This window comes from Colwellia polaris (assembly GCF_002104515.1).
In the GTDB taxonomy this organism is placed as follows: Bacteria; Pseudomonadota; Gammaproteobacteria; order Enterobacterales; family Alteromonadaceae; genus Cognaticolwellia; species Cognaticolwellia polaris.
The window spans coordinates 734,523-753,355 of the sequence record NZ_NBOE01000001.1 but is presented as its reverse complement, the minus strand read 5'-3'; the positions used below and the strand labels follow the sequence as shown (position 1 = coordinate 753,355).

General features: G+C 37.0%; 17 protein-coding genes and 1 riboswitch. Of the genes, 6 read left to right on the top strand and 11 right to left on the bottom strand.

The annotated features are described in order from the left end of the window. Position 1 precedes the first annotated feature (1 nt). The 8 genes from B6A32_RS03415 to B6A32_RS03380 form a co-directional block, all read right to left on the bottom strand. The gene (locus B6A32_RS03415) at positions 2-1,270 is read right to left on the bottom strand and encodes an aminotransferase class I/II-fold pyridoxal phosphate-dependent enzyme (protein WP_085301302.1); all 1,269 of its coding nucleotides are present in this window, start codon (positions 1,268-1,270) and stop codon (positions 2-4) included. Beyond that, a complete protein-coding gene (gene ovoA / locus B6A32_RS03410) occupies positions 1,212-3,320 on the bottom strand; it encodes a 5-histidylcysteine sulfoxide synthase (RefSeq protein ID WP_085301301.1) in 2,109 nt (702 codons plus the stop codon). The genes B6A32_RS03415 and ovoA overlap by 59 nt, the downstream gene beginning before the upstream one ends. A 54-nt stretch (positions 3,321-3,374) precedes the next feature. After that, the gene (locus tag B6A32_RS03405) at positions 3,375-4,505 is read right to left on the bottom strand and encodes a hypothetical protein (protein ID WP_085301300.1); all 1,131 of its coding nucleotides are present in this window, start codon (positions 4,503-4,505) and stop codon (positions 3,375-3,377) included. A gap of 128 nt (positions 4,506-4,633) precedes the next feature. Further along, positions 4,634-6,493, bottom strand: a complete 1,860-nt coding sequence (locus tag B6A32_RS03400; protein ID WP_158088442.1) for a tetratricopeptide repeat-containing diguanylate cyclase — start codon at positions 6,491-6,493, stop codon at positions 4,634-4,636. Positions 6,494-6,835: 342 nt separating this feature from the next. Continuing rightward, positions 6,836-7,066 carry a glutaredoxin family protein gene (locus B6A32_RS03395; protein ID WP_085301298.1) on the bottom strand — a complete coding sequence of 77 codons (231 nt, stop codon included), beginning with the start codon at positions 7,064-7,066 and terminating at the stop codon, positions 6,836-6,838. An 89-nt stretch (positions 7,067-7,155) separates the two neighbouring features. Further along, positions 7,156-7,767 carry a fumarylacetoacetate hydrolase family protein gene (locus B6A32_RS03390; RefSeq protein WP_085301297.1) on the bottom strand — a complete coding sequence of 204 codons (612 nt, stop codon included), beginning with the start codon at positions 7,765-7,767 and terminating at the stop codon, positions 7,156-7,158. Positions 7,768-7,825: 58 nt separating this feature from the next. After that, positions 7,826-8,176 carry a hypothetical protein gene (locus B6A32_RS03385; protein ID WP_085301296.1) on the bottom strand — a complete coding sequence of 117 codons (351 nt, stop codon included), beginning with the start codon at positions 8,174-8,176 and terminating at the stop codon, positions 7,826-7,828. Between the two features lie 93 nt (positions 8,177-8,269). Continuing rightward, positions 8,270-8,575, bottom strand: coding sequence for an EF-hand domain-containing protein (locus B6A32_RS03380; protein ID WP_085301295.1), 306 nt, complete (start codon positions 8,573-8,575; stop codon positions 8,270-8,272). 367 nt (positions 8,576-8,942) lie between these two features. Between B6A32_RS03380 and B6A32_RS03375 the strand changes: the two genes are divergently transcribed. The 3 genes from B6A32_RS03375 (at position 8,943) to B6A32_RS03365 (ending at position 12,496) form a co-directional block, all read left to right on the top strand. Further along, a complete protein-coding gene (locus B6A32_RS03375; RefSeq protein ID WP_143327862.1) occupies positions 8,943-10,451 on the top strand; it encodes a HAMP domain-containing sensor histidine kinase in 1,509 nt (502 codons plus the stop codon). After that, positions 10,451-11,038, top strand: coding sequence for a hypothetical protein (locus tag B6A32_RS03370; protein WP_085301293.1), 588 nt, complete (start codon positions 10,451-10,453; stop codon positions 11,036-11,038). The genes B6A32_RS03375 and B6A32_RS03370 overlap by 1 nt, the downstream gene beginning before the upstream one ends. An 84-nt stretch (positions 11,039-11,122) precedes the next feature. Beyond that, positions 11,123-12,496, top strand: coding sequence for a sigma 54-interacting transcriptional regulator (locus tag B6A32_RS03365; RefSeq protein ID WP_085301292.1), 1,374 nt, complete (start codon positions 11,123-11,125; stop codon positions 12,494-12,496). 125 nt (positions 12,497-12,621) lie between these two features. Here B6A32_RS03365 and B6A32_RS03360 read toward each other — a convergent pair whose 3' ends face one another. The 3 genes from B6A32_RS03360 to B6A32_RS03350 all read right to left on the bottom strand — a co-directional run bounded on the left by B6A32_RS03360 (position 12,622) and on the right by B6A32_RS03350 (position 14,818). Beyond that, a complete protein-coding gene (locus B6A32_RS03360) occupies positions 12,622-13,095 on the bottom strand; it encodes an FKBP-type peptidyl-prolyl cis-trans isomerase (protein WP_085301291.1) in 474 nt (157 codons plus the stop codon). A 70-nt stretch (positions 13,096-13,165) separates the two neighbouring features. Then, complete coding sequence (locus B6A32_RS03355; RefSeq protein ID WP_085301290.1) at positions 13,166-13,897, bottom strand: pseudouridine synthase; 732 nt, start codon at positions 13,895-13,897, stop codon at positions 13,166-13,168. Positions 13,898-13,924: 27 nt separating this feature from the next. Next, entirely contained in the window at positions 13,925-14,818 is an 894-nt protein-coding gene (locus tag B6A32_RS03350; protein ID WP_085301289.1) for a mechanosensitive ion channel family protein, read from the bottom strand. Positions 14,819-15,179: 361 nt separating this feature from the next. Then, positions 15,180-15,278, top strand: a riboswitch (TPP riboswitch). Positions 15,279-15,371: 93 nt separating this feature from the next. On the opposite strand from B6A32_RS03350, the gene thiC reads away from it, so the two are divergent. The 3 genes from thiC to thiS all read left to right on the top strand — a co-directional run bounded on the left by thiC (position 15,372) and on the right by thiS (position 18,833). After that, entirely contained in the window at positions 15,372-17,330 is a 1,959-nt protein-coding gene (thiC, locus tag B6A32_RS03345) for a phosphomethylpyrimidine synthase ThiC (protein ID WP_085301288.1), read from the top strand. 5 nt (positions 17,331-17,335) lie between these two features. Further along, positions 17,336-18,532 carry an FAD-dependent oxidoreductase gene (locus B6A32_RS03340; protein WP_085301287.1) on the top strand — a complete coding sequence of 399 codons (1,197 nt, stop codon included), beginning with the start codon at positions 17,336-17,338 and terminating at the stop codon, positions 18,530-18,532. Positions 18,533-18,614: 82 nt separating this feature from the next. After that, on the top strand, positions 18,615-18,833 hold the full coding sequence (thiS, locus tag B6A32_RS03335) for a sulfur carrier protein ThiS (protein WP_085301286.1): 219 nt from the start codon (positions 18,615-18,617) through the stop codon (positions 18,831-18,833).

Sequence of the window (18,833 nt, the reverse complement as noted above, 5' to 3'; positions counted from 1 at the left end):
GTTAAACAATACCATTATCCATTGATAACAACTGACGTTCAAAAACCAATAACGTATGAGCAAAACTTTTTTGCCCCAACCCCAAACGAAAATAATTGCCAGTCATACCAAACAATTCACTTGGCAGTAAAAGCACGCCACTTTCTTGAGTAACCTGAGCAGCCCATGATGTTATTGAGCTAATATTTTTTACTTCAACTAACGATAGCATACCTGCCTTAGGTGGTTGCCAGCCGAGCTTGTCTGAATGTCTGTCTATAAAAGCCTTGAACAGTGAAATATTATCGAGAATAGTCTGATTATTATTAGCTAAAATTTCGCTGCGATTTTGTAAGGCTAATACTGCTAACTTTTCGTCTATTTTAGAGCAACAAATAGAATTGACCGCTTTAATAGCTAGCAGCTGATCACGTAGTTTGTTATTTGGGGTAACAGCCCAGCCAATGCGAATGCCAGCTAAACCCAAACTTTTTGACATAACACCAACAACAATACTCTTTTGATAATCTAAGTAACGATGCGCTAACGCTAAACCATAATAATTGCTTGCTTGGGAGACGTCATCACTTAATAGGTAGCACTGATATTGTTGCGCCAATTGCAGTATTTCTTCAGCTAGCTCTGTAGCTATAACACTGCCCGTTGGGTTATGCGGCGAGTTCATCACTATAAGCTTAGTTTTATCGTTTACTGTACGTTTAAAATCATCAATATTGACTTGCCAATTATTATCAGCACAAAGTGGTATTTCCCTAACAATAACGCCCATCGACTTTGCCATGTTAACTAATGAAGGGTAGCTTGGTGTCATCACAACAATTTCATCTTCAGCACTGAGCAACGATTGATAAATAGCCGATAATGCTTCCTGTGCTCCGCAAAAGGTTATCGCGTTATCAACACCAATTTTACTTGTATGACTATTTAGCGCTTGATGAAAATTAATGATTTCTTGGCGCAATACTAGATCCCCCTGCAAAGGGGAATATTGCAGCAGAGTGTCACCTAAGTTAGCGTGTTGAGTATTGCTTTTATCTACTTTACTGTCCGCCAAAATACAGAGCTGGTTTAGTGTTAAAGCCTGAGCGGTAGAGTCACTTAAATTATATTTTGTATAACTCGCAAGGCTTTGGCTAAAAGCAATATGCTTTGGTAATGAGTGTGTCGTCATAACGAATAATTTATACGCAACAATTTGATGATATATTTTCTCATAACGCTCGCCATACACTAAGCTGGCATTGGCTAACATTAAAGTTACGTGCAGCATCAGCAATCACCCGGGTTAAGTCTGTCAGGAGAACTTGTTCAAAACTGTCTTGAAGCTCACTGGTTAACGCATCAATGCCTGATAAATTTTCGCCATTAACTTTTATACCACTTAGCCATTTAGACTTTTCTGTGATTTGTGTTTGAAAATTATAATCTGAAACTATAATCAATAAACCCGAAGTATTTAAACGACTAACAGCATTGGCCAATAAGCGTTTAGGATCATAACTTTGCTCTAGTGCATGCTGAATTAAAATAACATCATAATGATTAAATTTATCTTTTAAATTACCGCCATCAGCTTGACTAAACAGTATGCGTTCGCGATTTACTGCTGCCACTTTATCCGCTAAAAAAAGCTCATTAAATTGACAAATATCGCCTTCAATCGTATCGGTATAACGCACGCTACCGCCCGCTTGCAACTGCACGCCATGCTGTATTGTACGTGCAGAAAAATCCACGGCATCAATATGTTGAAAATACTGACTTAATTCAAAAGCCACTCGCCCGACACTACAACCTAAGTTCAACAAACGTTTAGCTGCATTGTTTTGCTTGGTTATTGCACTAACAACGTGTTGAGCTATTTGTTGTCCGTAGTTTTCAAAGCCAAGTTTGTTAGCACCAAAATAACAGTCAAGTTGCTGACAAATATCTTTACTGGTTTCATATTTATTAACACTGACTTGCCCGCTGCTAGGTTGCTTACTGGCAATATACCTAAAACCAGCATGCTGATAAAAGTGTCGCCTAAAAGCATAACGTGAAGAGGCTAAAGTTTCATTTCCGGTAGAAATCCAAGAGCCCCCTTTGATGAGATTGTGTTTGCCATCAAAAGTTGGCGTTGAAAAGTCGTCATAAAGTGGATGAACCTTGAAGCCAGAAAAGCCATCAATGGCTGACTCGGTCCATTGCCAGACATTACCAATAACATCGAAAAAATCACCATTTTTATATTGGTTAACCGGACAAGAAGAAGCAAAGTAGGCTAAATCAATATTGCCTGGCGTTTCATGCCATTGATGTTGATCTCCTTTAACTTGCTCACGTAAACAATACCACTGCGCTTCGGTAGGCAAACGAATGTAGTCGGCACTTTTGTGTTCTAACCATCGACAAAATGCTTTAGCTTCTAAACAATTAACTTCTACCGGCCAATCTAAGGGTAATGGCATTTCGTTTGCTAAGTTACGTTGGCTATATTTACCATTATTGTAGCGCCAGAATCTCGGCATTTTCGCTTGCGTATAGGCTAACCATGCTTGACCTTCTTCACACCAAAACTGCTTAGAGTGATAGCCATCAGCTTCAACAAATTCCATGTATTCTTGATTAGACACTAAAAACTTGCCGGCACTAAATGCTTCAACGTCAACGGTTTGTTGCCCATACTCATTATCCCAGCCAAAGGTACTGTCTGTTTGCTTTTTTCCTAAGTTTAAGGATTGTGCTTTCACAGAGACAAGTTCATTTGCTGGCGCACTCGATGAATGTATACAAGGTTGCCATTGCGCATTATTTGTTAGCCACTTTAATGGCAACATTCTCATGATCACCGAAGACGTTTCAAGGTGAATACGCTCATGTTCACAACCCATTAAAATAATCCACGCCAATGAGTCTTGAGTTATCGGTAAACTTAACTCCATGGTGTCGATTAAATTTAAAACTAAATTGTACACTTCCTGGCGATACGCTCTAACTTCATCAATGCTTGGCCAATCATAGTGTTCGCTGTTGAGATCATCCCAACTCATTTCGTCAACACCTACTGCACAAATAGCTTCTATTTGGTTGTTAACCCGTTGTGGAATAAACTTTCCTAAAATCAATTTATTGATATAAAAAGTCGCCGTATGTCCAAAATAAAACACTAATGGATGTCTTAGCGATTCAGGTCGTAAAAAGTAAGCTTCATCATCATTAATTAAAGAGAACAATGACTCGTAAGTCGACCAGGTATTTTTAAAGTAAGAGCTTAACTCTGCTCTTTTTTCCTTTATTGACGTTCCATTAAGAGTTGGCGTATTTAATTGATTTATCATGTAATATTCACTAAATTTTATTATCGTTTTACCGGTGTATTTAAATCAAAATATTTATGTAACGATACTCGGCGGTTGAAAAAGTGTTAAATAATACTGCTGTAATAATTGCCCAACGGTTAACTCGCTAGCGTTATTAAAGTTTAAGTTAAGGTTTAAATCTTCAATGTTAAAACTTGTCTTACAAATTACCTGATCAATACTGCGACTGAACCATTCACTGTTAGCAAATAATGAAATAGCACCAAGCGTATTATCCATATCATATAACGAACTCGGTAGCTGCCCATTTTCATTTTGGGCTTGCGCACCACTAATTGTGGTTTCATCAATAGCATCAATCACATTCAACAAAGCAAAAATCACATTTAAGTAAGGATTATAGTGCTCGCTTGATGCCCCTAATCTATGCTCTATGCGCGCTGTTTTGTGCCAGTTATTTTGACTAGCAATAACATTATTTTTATCATCATATAGTAAGGGCTCAACCCCCATTTTCTGATTATGTTTACCTATATCACGATAAAGCGCGATGCTGCCTTGATGACCACCTGACAGATCTACAGGTGAACATAGCTCTTCTGCCAAGCCATATTTAGATTTCAGTGCTAAGCGCTCAAAAGCTTCTTCCTCAGGTAAATAAATCAGGCTACAAGCTAAACTAGTGTTTAAAAAGTGCTGCTGCAAACGTTCAGCAAAATTACCTGATACCAACAAGTTATTTCCCGCTAAGTCTTGCACACTAACATTAATTTGAACCGCATTAGGTATATGAACCGCACGATTATCACCACTAAAGATATTCTCACATCCTGTAGCCAACTTGCCGTGATCACCCGCCCAAACCACAGGTTTGATAAGCGTTCTAGTAACCCCTTGTTCGGCAAATAATTTCGGTAGATAGTAAATAGCACGATGTAAATTTCTGGCTTCTTTTAATGGCGACTGACCATTAAAAAGAGAAATATACTCCCATTGATTACTCCAATATTCAGCCACTACCTCACCATCTATTCCCAGTGTTAATAGTTTTTTATTCACCTGGCTATAATCAAGGGTTTTATTTACTGGCTTTTGAAAACACCCTTCTAACTCAAAATGTATTAATGCACGAAACCTTCGCTGGTTAATATATTCTTGTAAACTTAAAATAATGGCTTCAGCAAGCCGATGTAAATTATTCATAATTGATAAATGTTTGAATTTTTAGTTTACGTTTAACCTGAAAAACTTAACTTTTCTGTACTTTGAACTAAACAGACAACAAGTTTTTTTATTAATGAGTGGTTATACGTAATGAAGATGATTTTGGATTAAAAAACATGAACTTGATTTTTTCCAGAGTGCTTTGCCTGGTAAAGCGCCTGATCGGCATTGATATATAATTGATTTATATCTTGGCATTGAGAAGATAATGCGGCAATTCCTATACTTACCGTAATCTTATCTTGCTGACCTTCAACCATAGTTGATGATGAAACTAATGCCAAAAATCGCTCTGCTATTTTTGTCGCTTCAAGCACCGTTGTTCTTGGTAGAATGCATAAAAACTCCTCACCACCAATACGTCCGAAGATATCTCCTTGACGAAAAACATCTCGGCCCACTTGAGCAACCTTTCTGATAACATCATCGCCCACAGGATGACCATAAGTATCATTTATTACTTTAAAATCATCAATATCTATTAACACAACTGTTGTGGAAAATTTATCAGGATCACGTCCTTGAATAGCTTCTTCTAAATATTCAAAAATGTAGCGTCGGTTAAATAACCCAGTTAAAGAGTCTTTTATCGACAATAAATGCATTTTTTTGTTGGTTTTATATTGAGCGACCATAACAACGATAACGATGAAAATAGCCGTAATTATAAAAATATTAAAATAGATTTGAATGACATTATCATTCTGTTGTTTTTCGAGCTCAAGCAGTTGAACTTGAGAACGTTTTTCTGCCAGGTTTTGTGCTATTTTATGACGCTCAACTTCCATCCTTGCTCTCACTTTTAAGAGTCTATCTGAAGAGTTTTTTATCAGTAAATCTGTATGTTCAATATGATATTTATTGAGCATATTGTAGCCAATATCATATTGCTTACGTGCATAAGCTAATACGCTAGATAGTTTTATCACTTCAAGTTGCCAAGTGGTGCCTATTAACTCTGGAATATTAGCAAAGATACTCGCTGCTTCAAAAATAGCTTCTTCAGCAGCGTCAAGTTGCCCTAGTTCAATCAAACAACTGGCTTTTCGTTTATATAATTCTGCATTGTAATCAATTACACCTTTAAGCTTCAAAGCTCTATTTATTATTGTAATCGCTTCAAGGCAGTCGCCCTTCTCTGCTAAGGTCATACCTAGGCCATATTCAGCAAAGAAATTGATATTGGCATTAGGGGTATAATTAATTTGTTGTTGATACTTTTCGAAATACTCAATGGCTAAGTCATACTTTTCCCAATAACGATAAGTTGAAGCTAAACCATAAATTGCTTCGGCAATATGAGCAGGATATTGTAAATTTTGATAGGCATCATAAGCTCTGTGGTAGTACTCTATTGATTTTTTATAATCATTTAAGTATCCGTAGATAGCACCATAAGTTTCATTAATTGAAGCAATTAAAAACTGATCTTTAAGCGCAAAAGCCTCAACATAAGCCTCTTGGATGTCGACGAGTGATGTGTCAAAGAGTTCGGTTAATGTTTTGGTGTAGGCAAGCTCTTGTTTAGTGTAGATATACAGCCTACTTAGTTTAGCTTCTTTAGCCTGCATTAAGCCTTTAGAGAGAGCGACACTAGATGATTTGTAATGACCATTTCTTCGGTCTATAAGCCCTTGATATAAACTTAAACGCGCTGTAATTTCCAACGGAGTTTTCGATGAAACTAACCCGCTCGCTAGAGTAACGGTATGACTAAAATCATCGTAAAAGTAAATTAAATTTTCTGTTTGTGCTTTGCGTACAAGCCACCACAGGTAGGTTAGTTCGTTATAAGATTGTGCTGCTGACTCTACAGCAATAATTTTTTGATAAGACTGCCAAGGTTTAAGGTAAATTTCATGTTCCATGTTTTCAAAATCAATAGTCTCATTCGCTATTGATGCTACAGAGAAGCTTAACAATATTATGACGATACTTACATAAATAGCTTGCAAAGCTTGATTCATAAAAGGCCCATGGAAAGAATATATATATACGAGTAAGTAAACTACCACAAAAATATAAAATGAACGATCAAAAATCATACACCATAACGAAATATCAAATAGCGTACATATTTAATAGTGCTCATAAATAAGAGTAAACCGTTTATGCAGTTACCTGAAACTGCTTTAATTCGGGATAATGAGCCATTGATTAACAGTACAAACAACAAAAAAATTAACCACTCGTGTTAAGCAACCACATTAGTTTTAAAACCAGTGAAATATAAATTTTATACTCTCGCGCCATAGTATCTGGCTAAAAAACTCATAATGGCTAAAACTAGCGAGTACTAATGAAATTGCTTAATCATTTTTCAGCAGTTGATTAAAACGTTTAACGTCAAAACCTTTCAGTATTTGATCGCCAACTTTTACAACAGGTACACCACGCAAATTCAACTTTGAAAATTCTTTTTGCCCGGCTGGCGTTTTTATATTACACAATCGAAAAGGAATATTTTTATCTTCCATATAGCGCTTAGCCGTTTGACAATGCGGGCAGTTACTCATGGTGTAGAGGATTATACGTTTCATAATAATAAATAATTATTGAAGGGGTTAATTGAGTTTAATTATCGCATATCTTAAAGTAAAAAATATGACCTTTTCCTGCGTTAAATAGATTAAATTGCTTGCCATTGTTTAGCGACTAAAACCTCACTTCGATGCAGCACTTGTGCTTCAAAAGTGTCACCAGAAACAACTTCACCCACACCTGCAGGTGTGCCGGTCATTACAATATCACCATCTTCAAGGGATATAAAAGATTGAATTTCAGTAAGAATTTCTTGCGGAGAGTATATCATTTTAGCAACAGAGCCAGACTGTCGACATTCGCCATTGATATATAAGGCTAATGCTAAATCATCGTCAATTATGTCTAATGTAACAAAGTCACTAAATAGTGCAGAGCCTGTGAACGATTTTGCACGTTCCCAAGGTAAACCTTTTGCTTTTAACTGAGATTGTAATGCTCTTTTAGTTAAGTCTAATCCTACAGCAACCGCGCAAAACTTGCCTTGCTTATACAGAAAACATAACTCTGCTTCATAATGCAGAGTTTCTTGATGATAAGAGCAAAGTTGTGCTGATATTGCAGCATTGGGTTTAATAAATAACACCATATTATCAGGAACTTCATTCCCAAGTTCACTGATATGTTCGACATAGTTACGCCCAACACAGACTATTTTAGATGGTGTAATATTACTATTAACAACTTTAACCGAATTCATTTGACAGCCCTTTCAAATAAGTTAAAGCACCATTCTAAAGCTTAATATGATCTATTTTCTATACTTTAACTAACTTTAATTCAGGTTTAGCGCCATTAACTGGCGGAACTTTAACAATGTCTGATACTCTTTGTTTTTGCTTAAAGCGATCAAAGTTAACGGTATCTAATCCTAATTGTTGACTCATTTTTACAAATGTTTGGTAATCTTCACGAGTAAAATCTTCATCTTCCCTGGTTAATAAACCATCAATATATGCACTATTGCCATTTAAAGCAAAATTAGCAACAGCTGAATATGGTTTACCAAAATCATCTACACGTATTGCGCGTACTGACTTTACTTCAAAAATCCATTTATCAATTTGAACGTAACGAGATAATGTTTCCGAGGAAGGTTGATCTTTCATGGGGGGGCCTTAAGTTAAGTAAAAAAACCGACTGTTTGGTTGGGAATAACGCAGACAGTCGAAAAAATAATCTATTAAGTCATAAGATAGCGACTATAGCAAAGTTTTTTTCATATTTGCTAAATACTGTTTAAATTCTTCTTTATTTATCTCTTTATCGCCATTTTCATCGATTTTAGCGAAGTTTTTCGTTAAAACATCGTTTTTAGCGACTTCTGCTGTACTTAATGTATTGCTCTTATCTTTATCGTAGTCGGCTACAAATTGAGAGAAAGATGCTGCTTTTTCAGCCACTTTAGGTAATGATTTAGTCATGTCGTTTCCGGCAAATACTAAACTTGAAACTAATGATGCAGCAATAACCGAAATTGAAAGTGTTTTTAAGCTAAAATTATTCATACCTGAATCCTTTATTTTTAATTAAGACAACATATATTTAATATGCCAAATGTGTCGTGTATAGAAATACGACTAACTCCGAAGGTATTGCACATGTCATGCCACAACATAACCACATGATTTTAAAGGAAATTAAAAAAAACAGACCTATATAAGTGTCACCATTAAGCAACAACTTATTGGAATAATTAAAATAACAAAGCTTCAAAAACGATTAAAACAAACAAAAACACCTTATTAACAACAACTTAAAAAACAAAGAACATTTAAACTTCTTTGTCTCCATTTTGAGACACCGTTGTTTTTTTCGCGTTTTTAGCTAACACTACATCAGTATTTTGATGGAAATGAGACCGGAATAGCCATTTTGGGGAATTTAATTACATTGTTCAGTCAAGCGCAAAAAAGGGCTTGGTCACTAAAAAGCTTATCAATAAAGTCATTAACCTTATTAGGGTTTGGCTTAGTGGCTTTACCTTTGGTTATCGCACTAATTTTTGGGGCTTCTCAAGTTAATACCTTAGCGAATAAAAGTGCCGAGGCCATCACCGATATTACAAAAATACAAGATCAACAACAATTACTCAAAAGCAGCCAAATAAAATTAGAAAGAAGCGCGGCACAATATTTAGTTTTGCGAGATCCTGTATTAGCCGAAAATTATCTTGAGCACAGTAGGCAAATATTGCACTTAACAGAACAACTTATGCAAACAAGCCAAGATAATACACTCAAACAACGACTAACTGAGTACGGGCAAACGATCACTTTGCTGATAGAAACAACAATACCTGCAGCAGCAAAAAAAACGCCTACCGACAGCTCACTACTAAAGCCATTACAGATTAAATTTAATACTTTGAATATACTGTACGAGAACATTACCCAGCGCAGTAATGAGCTTAATACAAGTTACATCAACAATATTAAGCAGGCAGCTCAAGCCGTGCGCGATATTATGATTCAAAGTTTAGTCATTATTCCTGTGAGTGTGCTCTTAGCTGCATTATTTATTTATTTAATTACTAGCCCACTTAAAACACTCACTAGTAATATTGTGCGTTTACAACAAGGAAACTTTGATCATGAAATTAACGTGCTCGGCTCGCCAGAAATTCAAGAAATCGCGCAAGCTTTAGAAAACATGCGCACACGTTTACAAGCGCTAGAGTTACAAAAATCAAGTTTCATCCGCCATATTTCACATGAATTAAAAACACCGTTAGCTGCCATTAGAGAAGGGACTGAGTTGCTATACGACAATAGTGTTGGTGAGTTAAATGCTGAACAACAAGAAATTTCACATATTATTAAAGACAGCGTATTTCGTTTACAGCAACATATTGAAGATTTACTCGATTTTAATATTGTACTCGACTCTACAAGCTTGCAAGACTCAGAGCTGATACAAATTAATGAAGTGGTATTGCAAGTAATCTCTGATCGAAAACTAGATATAAAACGAAGAAAACTTATTTTTACTAAACATTTAAATAACATTTCTTTGATAAGCAACAGAAAACAAATCGCTGTTATTATTGATAATATTTTATCTAACGCGATTAAATATTCTCCCGATGGTGGAGAAATAAACATATCTTCTTTGCTAATAAATGAGCAATTACAGCTTTGTATTAGTGATCAAGGCATAGGAATTGAAAAAGAAAACCAAAGCAAAATTTTTGATGCTTTTTACCAAGGCCCTCCACCGAAAACAAGCATTATAAAAGGTAGCGGATTAGGTTTAACCATAGTTAAAGAGCTATTATTACGACTCAATGGCAACATCGAAGTAATAAATACTCCTAACAACGCGCAAGGCACCACAATTCAAATAACATTGCCACGCGCTTTTCAACAAGAGGAACCAGCCTAATGACTAACACTCTGCCGCATTTTATATACAAAGCGCTAGTAGTTATGACGGTTATATTGTCATCAGGGTGTCAGCTCACTTCAAATAATATCAACTCACATTTAAGTTATGGTGAGTATTACCTCTCCTTGCAGCAACTTAACCAATTACAATTAACAGATGAAATAGAAAAACAGCAAGTGAGTATAGAACAAATACCTCAAGGGCCCGCTAACTACAATGCACAAATCAAACTATTGTTACTTTACAGCCACCCTAAGTCACCTATTTATAATAGCTTTCACGCTAAAGTGTTATTAAATCAATTAAAAGCTGAACAAGATAATGCCGCATTTGCATCTATAACTCCTGATGAACAAGCCTTTATTTCGTTACTGCATGATCAATTGAACCAACGACTGTTAATGAGAAATAGATTAATTTCTCAACATAAAGAACAACAAGAAAGCCTGCACAAAACAGCACAAATGCAACAACAACATGCCATAAAAATACAACAACGTTTAACTGAGCAAGTTAAGTTGTTAGAACAAACAATTAAGCAATTACAAGACATAGAACAAGCTATTGATAAACGAGATCAATAACTAAAAGTTAATGACGCTTTAACCATAAATTAGGTTTATTAATAGCGTTAATAATTTCATTCATTTAAGGACTGAGAATTACTCATGCCAGAAGTTGAGAAAATCCCCGTAAAAGTTGACAGTAAAATTTTAATTGTTGACGATGATCCAAGTTTGTTACGGTTACTCGGTATTCGTTTGTCTGCTGCGGGTTATCAAGTAGAGTCCGCCAAAAACGCTAAAATCGCCTTGGGGCGACTTGAGAGTTTTCATCCGCAATTAGTGATCAGCGATCTAAAAATGGAAGGTATGGACGGCATGGCTTTGTTTGAACAAATTAGAGCTAAGCATCCACATATACCGGTAATTATTATGACAGCTCATGGCACTATTCCTGATGCAATTAGTGCCACTAAACAAGGCGTATTTAGCTTTCTGACTAAACCTTTTGAAAGTAAAGAGCTACTCGACATAGTACAACAAGCTATTAGATTACAGCCAGCAGAGCTAAATTATAGCCAAGTAGATAGCCAATGGCGCGATAAAATTATTAGTCGCAGCACTATAATGGAGTCACTTTTACAACAAAGTAAGCAAGTAGCCAAAAGTGATTTTAGCTTACTCATTCACAGCCAAAGCGGCACAGGTAAAGAGTTATTAGCTAAAGCAATACATTTGGCTAGTCCACGGCATAAACAAACATTTACCGCCATTAATTGTGCAGCAATTCCTGAGCAATTATTAGAATCTGAATTATTTGGTCATACGAAAGGGGCTTTTACTGGAGCTGAAAAAAATCATATAGGATTATTTCAAGCAACAGATGGCGGCACCCTGTTTCTAGATGAAATTGGTGATATGCCGATGAACTTTCAGGTAAAGCTTTTACGAGCGTTACAAGAACGTGAAATTCGTCCTGTTGGCAGCACACAATCTATCAAGGTTGACGTTAGAGTTATTTCAGCAACACATAAAAACTTACAGCAAGCGATAATAGATAAAACTTTTCGTGAAGATTTATATTATCGCCTTAACGTCGTTGAGTTAGAGCTACCACCGCTAAGTGAACGAAGAGAAGATATTCCTTTACTGGCTCAGCATTTTTTGAGTAGATCTGCCGAACAATCGCATATCAATATTACTGGTTTTTCACAGGAGGCAATGGAAATACTGATCAGTGCAGCTTGGCCAGGTAACATTCGCCAATTGCAAAACGTTGTTGAACAAACCGTGGCCTTATCAAACGAGCCGTTAATCAGTGAAATGTTAGTAAAAAACGCCTTACGTGATAAAACCACGATTTTACCTTCATTTGTACAAGCCAGAGATAAATTTGAGCGTGACTACCTCGCTAAGCTCTTAAAAATAACCGCTGGAAATGTTTCGCAAGCAGCGAAAATAGCACAAAGAAATCGTACCGAATTTTACAAGTTACTTAACCGACATCATTTGTCGGCAGAAGCCTTTAGGGAAGAGTAGCAGCGACTTACCCGGCTATTAAACCAGCGAGTTAAAGGTCATGATCTTTTCAGGCTCATGACCTTTAACTATTTACACGCCATATTTTACAAGCCACTCAGGCGCGCCAATATTTAAAAAACATGCTAATTTATCGCCAATAGCTCAACATCAAAAATTAATAATGAGCCTGCAGAAATTTTACCTGTCGCGCTATTACCGTAGCCTAAAGCTGCTGGAATAAATAAGCGGGTTTTCTCTCCAACTACCATTAATTGCAAGCCTTCAGTCCAACCTTTAATCACCTGATTTAAGCCAAAACTTATCGGCTCATTTCTATCTACAGAACTATCGAAAACCGTACCGTCGAGTAACGTACCGTGATAATGCACTTTAACTTTTGAACTTGCCTTCGGGTGTATTTCGCCACTGCCTACTGATAACACCTGATACTGTAAGCCTGACTCTGTTTCCATCACACCTTCAACTTGTCGGTTTTTCGCTAAAAATTGCTCAGCTTCAATAGCATTTATTTTCGCTGCTTCTCGGTTAGCATTACTACGTACAAAGTAACTAACGATCAAAGCTAACACTATGATTAAAAATATATACTTAGTCATTTTATTCCTTAATTTTTATTCTTCGATTACGGTGTTTTCTGGTTATTACATTTTTGTTTTATTGTAACTTTTAAGCATCAAGCGGCAAGTTATTTATATCGATGTTGTTAACTTCAATCTCACTTAATTCTCGGCTTTCTCCGACAGTTAACTGGTTATCAAGCACTAAGTTACCAATAGCACATCGATGCAATGCAACTACAGGATTGCGAAAACGCCCAAACATACGTTTAATTTGATGATAACGCCCTTCAACAAGTTCAACCTGCGCTTGATAATCAGAAAGTATGGTTAACTTTGCAGGTTTAGTGGTTATATCCTCAAAGGCAAAGTACATACCATTTGCAAAAGCAGTTACATATTCTTCACTCAATTTATTGGCTAACGTAACAATATAACGTTTGGTCACTTTTTTTTCTGGTAACGTTAATCGTTCAGACCAGCGACTATCATTAGTCATCAAAACTAAGCCTGAAGTATTTAAATCAAGCCTACCCACAATATGTAGTTCGTTTTTGTAAGGAAATTCAAGTAGATCAATAACGGTTTTATGCTGCAAGTCTTTAGTTGCACTCACCACTCCAGTGGGCTTATGCAGCATAATATAATAGGCTGAATTATCTTGCAGCACTTTGCCATCTAATGAGATGTGACTGAAATTATCAATTATTTCATCTATGTCATGCGCTACAGCGCCGTTAATCAACACTCTATTTTGAGCCAACATCAGCCGCACATTTTTGCGACTGATCTGACAATGTTGTGCTAAAAACTTATCTAGCCGCGCTTTATTTAATGCCATAGTAAATGAAGCTTAAACCACACCGAATTAAGCCAAATCTTTAATAAGATGAATATCGCGTTGAGGAAATGGTATTTTAATATTGGCATTATCTAAAGTTAGATAAATCTCTTTATAAGCTTCATATTTTGCGCTATATAAGTTTTCTGTTGGCGTCCATAAACGTACGGCTATGTTAATTGAACTATCAGCGAAAGCATCAATACCAATCAAAGGCTTACGAGCTTTACTGACGATATCTAACTTGCCAAGGGCATCTTCAAGCATAGCCACAACTTCGAGTGGGTTTTCACTATAATCAATACCAACGGTTAACTCTAATAGTGAGTCATGTTTCGAGTTATGCAGCACTTCACCAACAATATGTTTGTTGGGAATCGTAATTTCTACATCGTCTTCATCCGTTAAAATTGTGTAGGCTAACAACACCTCTTTAACTAAACCTCGAACACCTTGTACTTGAATGGTATCACCAACAACAAAAGGTCGTATGATGATGATATTAAAGCCAGCCGCATAATTAGATAAAAGCCCTTGCAGAGCTAAACCAGCCCCTAATGAAATCGCACCTATAGCGGCAATAAATGGCGTTACGCTGATACCTAATTTACCCAGTGCAATAATACCTATCATCACAACGATTACCATTTTACTGGCATTAGCCAAAAAACGGCTCAAAGTAACATCAAGTTTGTGCTTTTCACATACTTTAAGCACCAAGTTCGCTATTTTCCCTGCAAACATGAAACCAATAATCAGAATAATTATTGCGCCAATAAGTTGAAAGCTATAATTAGTAAAAAATTCAACGATTATGTTGTAGATACGACCAACTTGGTCAATTTCGTTTTTAAGCAAGTTTGCAGGATCTAACGTGTTCATCACCTGTTCCGTTTTGCCTTCTGGGCTAGCTTCAGCCATAAATTTATTCCATTTAATGTTCATTTCTTAGTTTGTCTATAATACGACAATTTACCGGCTAATTTACAATATTATTAACATTAATCTCTGTATTAGTGCTTAAATGTTGATAATCTTAATGTCAAAAAATACTGCAAAAGCCAAAAATTTCAACATGTAGAAAAGTACCACCTCATAAATTAAGCAATCATTTTAAAAATCGTAATCTACTGAATATATTGATTTAAAAACTATAAGCCTTAATAAAATCACCAGTCTTAATTTACAAAAACTAAAAATGAAATTTAAAATAGAGGTTGATTACTTTTAAAAATTAAAGCTAGAATATAACCACGTTTAAGTAGTTTAAAAACTTAAACGTTTTGACTTGTCGGAGTGCCAAAGGGCTGAGATCGCGAAAGCGGGATCCGTAGAACCTGATTAGATTAACATCTGCGAAGGGAACAAGTAGTAGCTGCACAGGCAAAATTTATTTTTGCCTCGAAGGCTATTCCTCGTTACTACCCCATACAGCTCCGCCTAACTTTTATTTAATAAAAACAGGTGAGAGAACATGAGTTCAATTTCAAGACGCGAGCGTCGAAACCAAGCAACAGAGTTTTTAAAAAACGTTGCTGATCAATCTTTTCCAAATTCTGAAAAAGTTTACGTCACCGGAGAAATTCACGATATCAGTGTTGGCATGCGTGAAATAACCTTGTCTGATACTTTGATTAGTAACAATGAAAACAACCCGAGTTATGAGAAAAACCCACCGTTATGCGTTTACGATACTTCAGGAGTTTATACTGACAATGCCGTTAATGTTGACGTACATAAAGGTATTCCTCGCTTACGTGATAGCTGGATTGAAGCACGTAACGATGTTGAGTTTTTACCCAGAATAACCTCAACCTACAGCCAACAACGCTTAGCCGACGAAGGCCTAGACCATATTCGTTTTGAGCATTTACCGACAGTACGAAAGGCTAAAAAAGGTAAAAATGTTACCCAAATGCACTATGCCCGCCAAGGCATTATCACACCAGAAATGGAATATATCGCCATTCGCGAAAATATGAAACGCCAAGAAGTTAAAGACGATATGTTACTACAACAGCATCAAGGTCAGTCATTTGGCGCCAGCATTCCAGAGCAAATTACGCCTGAATTTGTTCGCGATGAAGTTGCTAGAGGCCGCGCCATAATCCCGGTTAACATCAACCATCCTGAAGTTGAACCTATGATCATCGGCAGAAATTTTTTGATCAAAGTAAATGCCAATATCGGCAACTCAGCAGTTACTTCTTCGATTGAAGAAGAAGTAGAAAAACTCGTTTGGTCAACTAAATGGGGCGCTGATACGGTAATGGATCTTTCTACTGGCCGTTATATCCACGAAACACGCGAATGGATACTGCGTAACTCTCCTGTTCCCATTGGCACCGTCCCTATTTATCAAGCGTTAGAAAAAGTTAATGGTATTGCTGAAGACCTAACATGGGAGATTTTTCGCGATACTTTAATTGAACAAGCTGAACAAGGTGTTGACTACTTCACAATTCATGCAGGTGTATTACTGCGTTATGTACCTATGACGGCTAAGCGCGTTACAGGCATTGTTTCGCGTGGCGGTTCAATCATGGCAAAGTGGTGTCTAGCCCACCACAAAGAAAACTTCCTCTACACTCATTTTGAAGATATCTGTGAAATTTTAAAAGCTTACGATGTTTCTTTCTCTTTGGGTGATGGACTGCGTCCAGGTTCAATTGCCGACGCCAATGATGAAGCACAATTTTCTGAATTACGTACGTTAGGTGAGCTAACAAAAATAGCCTGGAAACATGATGTTCAAACCATTATCGAAGGCCCAGGTCACGTACCTTTGCATATGATTGAACAAAACATGACAGAGCAACTTAAGCATTGCGGCGAAGCGCCCTTTTATACTTTAGGACCGCTGACCACAGATATTGCCCCCGGTTATGATCACATTACCTCAGGTATTGGCGCAGCTAATATTGGTTGGTATGGCTGTGCCATGCTTTGTTATGTAACACCTAAAGAGCATTTGGGTTTACCCAACAAAGAAGATGTTAAAGAAGGTTTAATAACTTATAAAATCGCGGCGCATGCTGGAGATTTAGCCAAAGGTCATCCGGGCGCGCAAATACGCGATAATGCCATGTCTAAAGCCCGTTTTGAGTTTCGTTGGTACGATCAATTCAACATAGGTTTAGATCCTGAAAAAGCACGTGCCTTTCACGACGAAACCTTGCCACAAGAATCAGGCAAAGTCGCCCATTTTTGCTCTATGTGTGGTCCTAAATTCTGCTCAATGAAGATTTCACAAGAAGTGCGAGATTATGCTGCGGGCCTGGACAATGAAGCTAACAGCGAACAACAGATTGAAATAAAGCTTTTGGATGAAACCATTAGTATTTCTGCACAAGGTATGGCGCAAAAGTCGGCTGAGTTCAAAGCCAGTGGTAGCGAGATTTATCAACCGATTGAAAAATCACTGAGTAATTAACCTTTATGCCAACCATCGCTATTATTGGCGCAGGCCTTATGGGCCGTTTGGTCGCTTTGTCGTTAAATCGACAAGGCTACCAAGTAACGCTATTCGATAAAGATCAGAAAAATGGTCAGCAAAGCGCTGCTTATGCGGCCGCTGGTTTATTAACGCCACTTGGCGAGGCGATGCACAGCCCTAGAAACATTGTTGAAATGGGCTTTGCTGCCTTAGCTTTATGGCCAAAATTACTTGCTACACTTTCTGGCTATAGTTTCTTTCAACAAACAGGAACCCTAGTGGTTAGTCATGAACAAGATATTATTAACTACCACAGATTAACGGGGTTTTTAGCGAATAACTATGCAAGCTATGCACAGCAACAGCTTAATCGGCAAGAGTTGTCGTCACTTGAGCCAGAACTAGCGCGTAAATTTTCGCAAGCGTTATATTTGCCTCAAGAAGGACAAATTGGAAATCGCAAATTACTACTGGCTTTACATCAACAATTAGTAACTGAAGGGGTTAAATGGTACAGCGAAACTGAAGTAACAAGCATACAATCAAGCAGTTTTGATACTGGCTGTAATATTGGTTTTCAACGCTATAACGACAGTAAAAATAGCCAAAAGCAATCATTTGATCTTGCTATTGATTGTCGAGGAGTTGGTGCAAAAAGATCATCGCTAACAAATCCTCTACACCATGCTCAACTCAATGCTCAACTCAATGCTCAATTAAGTGATTTACGCGCCGTTCGAGGTGAAATATTTCAACTTTTCACCACTGAAGTTAATCTTTCACGGCCGATCAGGCTTATGCATCCACGTTATCAAATTTATATCGCGCCAAAAGGTAAAGGCCATTTTGTCGTTGGCGCAACAGAAATTGAAAGTGACGACACGGCCCCAATGACCGTTCGTTCTGCCATGGAATTACTCAGTGCTGCTTATAGTGTCCACCCTGGCTTTGCCGAAGCTAATATTCGCCAGCATCTTAGTCAACTGCGCCCGGCATTTAGCGATAATCAACCCAAAATAATCTCAGATAATGCCTTAATTCAAGTCAATGGATTATATCGACACGGCTTCTTAATTGCTCCGGTAGTACTTGCCCAAGTATTAGAGCATGTTGAAAACATTATGCATAAACAAGAAAAGCCTTACGAAAATTACCGATACGCACATTGGCTACCAGTTAGCCAAGCTATCAAGGTTTAGGTTTAGGTTTAGGTTTAGGTTTAGGTTTATAAAAGTAATGATAAAGCTAACATTATTCTGTAGGTATTAAAGGAAGTTAGAAATGAAAATATATATTAATGGCGTTATTTTAGAGCTGCCTAATGCTTCAAAGCAAAGCTATATTGATCAAGTTTTAACAAACGTTTTACCGATAAATAAGCAACAGCAAAGTTTTGCTTTAGCGCTTAACGGCGAATTTATTGGTCGGGAAGACTATCAGCATACTGTGGTGAAAGATAACGATAGTATTGATGTGCTTTTCCCTATTGTTGGGGGTTAA

Coding starts and splice junctions, on each gene's coding strand:
- B6A32_RS03390 (WP_085301297.1), bottom strand. CDS start 7,767: ATGAATTCGGTTAAAGTTGTTAATAGTAATATTACACCATCTAAAATA.
- B6A32_RS03365 (WP_085301292.1), top strand. CDS start 11,123: ATGCCAGAAGTTGAGAAAATCCCCGTAAAAGTTGACAGTAAAATTTTA.
- B6A32_RS03380 (WP_085301295.1), bottom strand. CDS start 8,575: ATGAATAATTTTAGCTTAAAAACACTTTCAATTTCGGTTATTGCTGCA.
- B6A32_RS03395 (WP_085301298.1), bottom strand. CDS start 7,066: ATGAAACGTATAATCCTCTACACCATGAGTAACTGCCCGCATTGTCAA.
- B6A32_RS03400 (WP_158088442.1), bottom strand. CDS start 6,493: ATGAATCAAGCTTTGCAAGCTATTTATGTAAGTATCGTCATAATATTG.
- B6A32_RS03360 (WP_085301291.1), bottom strand. CDS start 13,095: ATGACTAAGTATATATTTTTAATCATAGTGTTAGCTTTGATCGTTAGT.
- B6A32_RS03355 (WP_085301290.1), bottom strand. CDS start 13,897: ATGGCATTAAATAAAGCGCGGCTAGATAAGTTTTTAGCACAACATTGT.
- thiS (WP_085301286.1), top strand. CDS start 18,615: ATGAAAATATATATTAATGGCGTTATTTTAGAGCTGCCTAATGCTTCA.
- B6A32_RS03350 (WP_085301289.1), bottom strand. CDS start 14,818: ATGGCTGAAGCTAGCCCAGAAGGCAAAACGGAACAGGTGATGAACACG.
- ovoA (WP_085301301.1), bottom strand. CDS start 3,320: ATGATAAATCAATTAAATACGCCAACTCTTAATGGAACGTCAATAAAG.
- thiC (WP_085301288.1), top strand. CDS start 15,372: ATGAGTTCAATTTCAAGACGCGAGCGTCGAAACCAAGCAACAGAGTTT.
- B6A32_RS03415 (WP_085301302.1), bottom strand. CDS start 1,270: ATGCTGCACGTAACTTTAATGTTAGCCAATGCCAGCTTAGTGTATGGC.
- B6A32_RS03405 (WP_085301300.1), bottom strand. CDS start 4,505: ATGAATAATTTACATCGGCTTGCTGAAGCCATTATTTTAAGTTTACAA.
- B6A32_RS03370 (WP_085301293.1), top strand. CDS start 10,451: ATGACTAACACTCTGCCGCATTTTATATACAAAGCGCTAGTAGTTATG.
- B6A32_RS03340 (WP_085301287.1), top strand. CDS start 17,336: ATGCCAACCATCGCTATTATTGGCGCAGGCCTTATGGGCCGTTTGGTC.
- B6A32_RS03385 (WP_085301296.1), bottom strand. CDS start 8,176: ATGAAAGATCAACCTTCCTCGGAAACATTATCTCGTTACGTTCAAATT.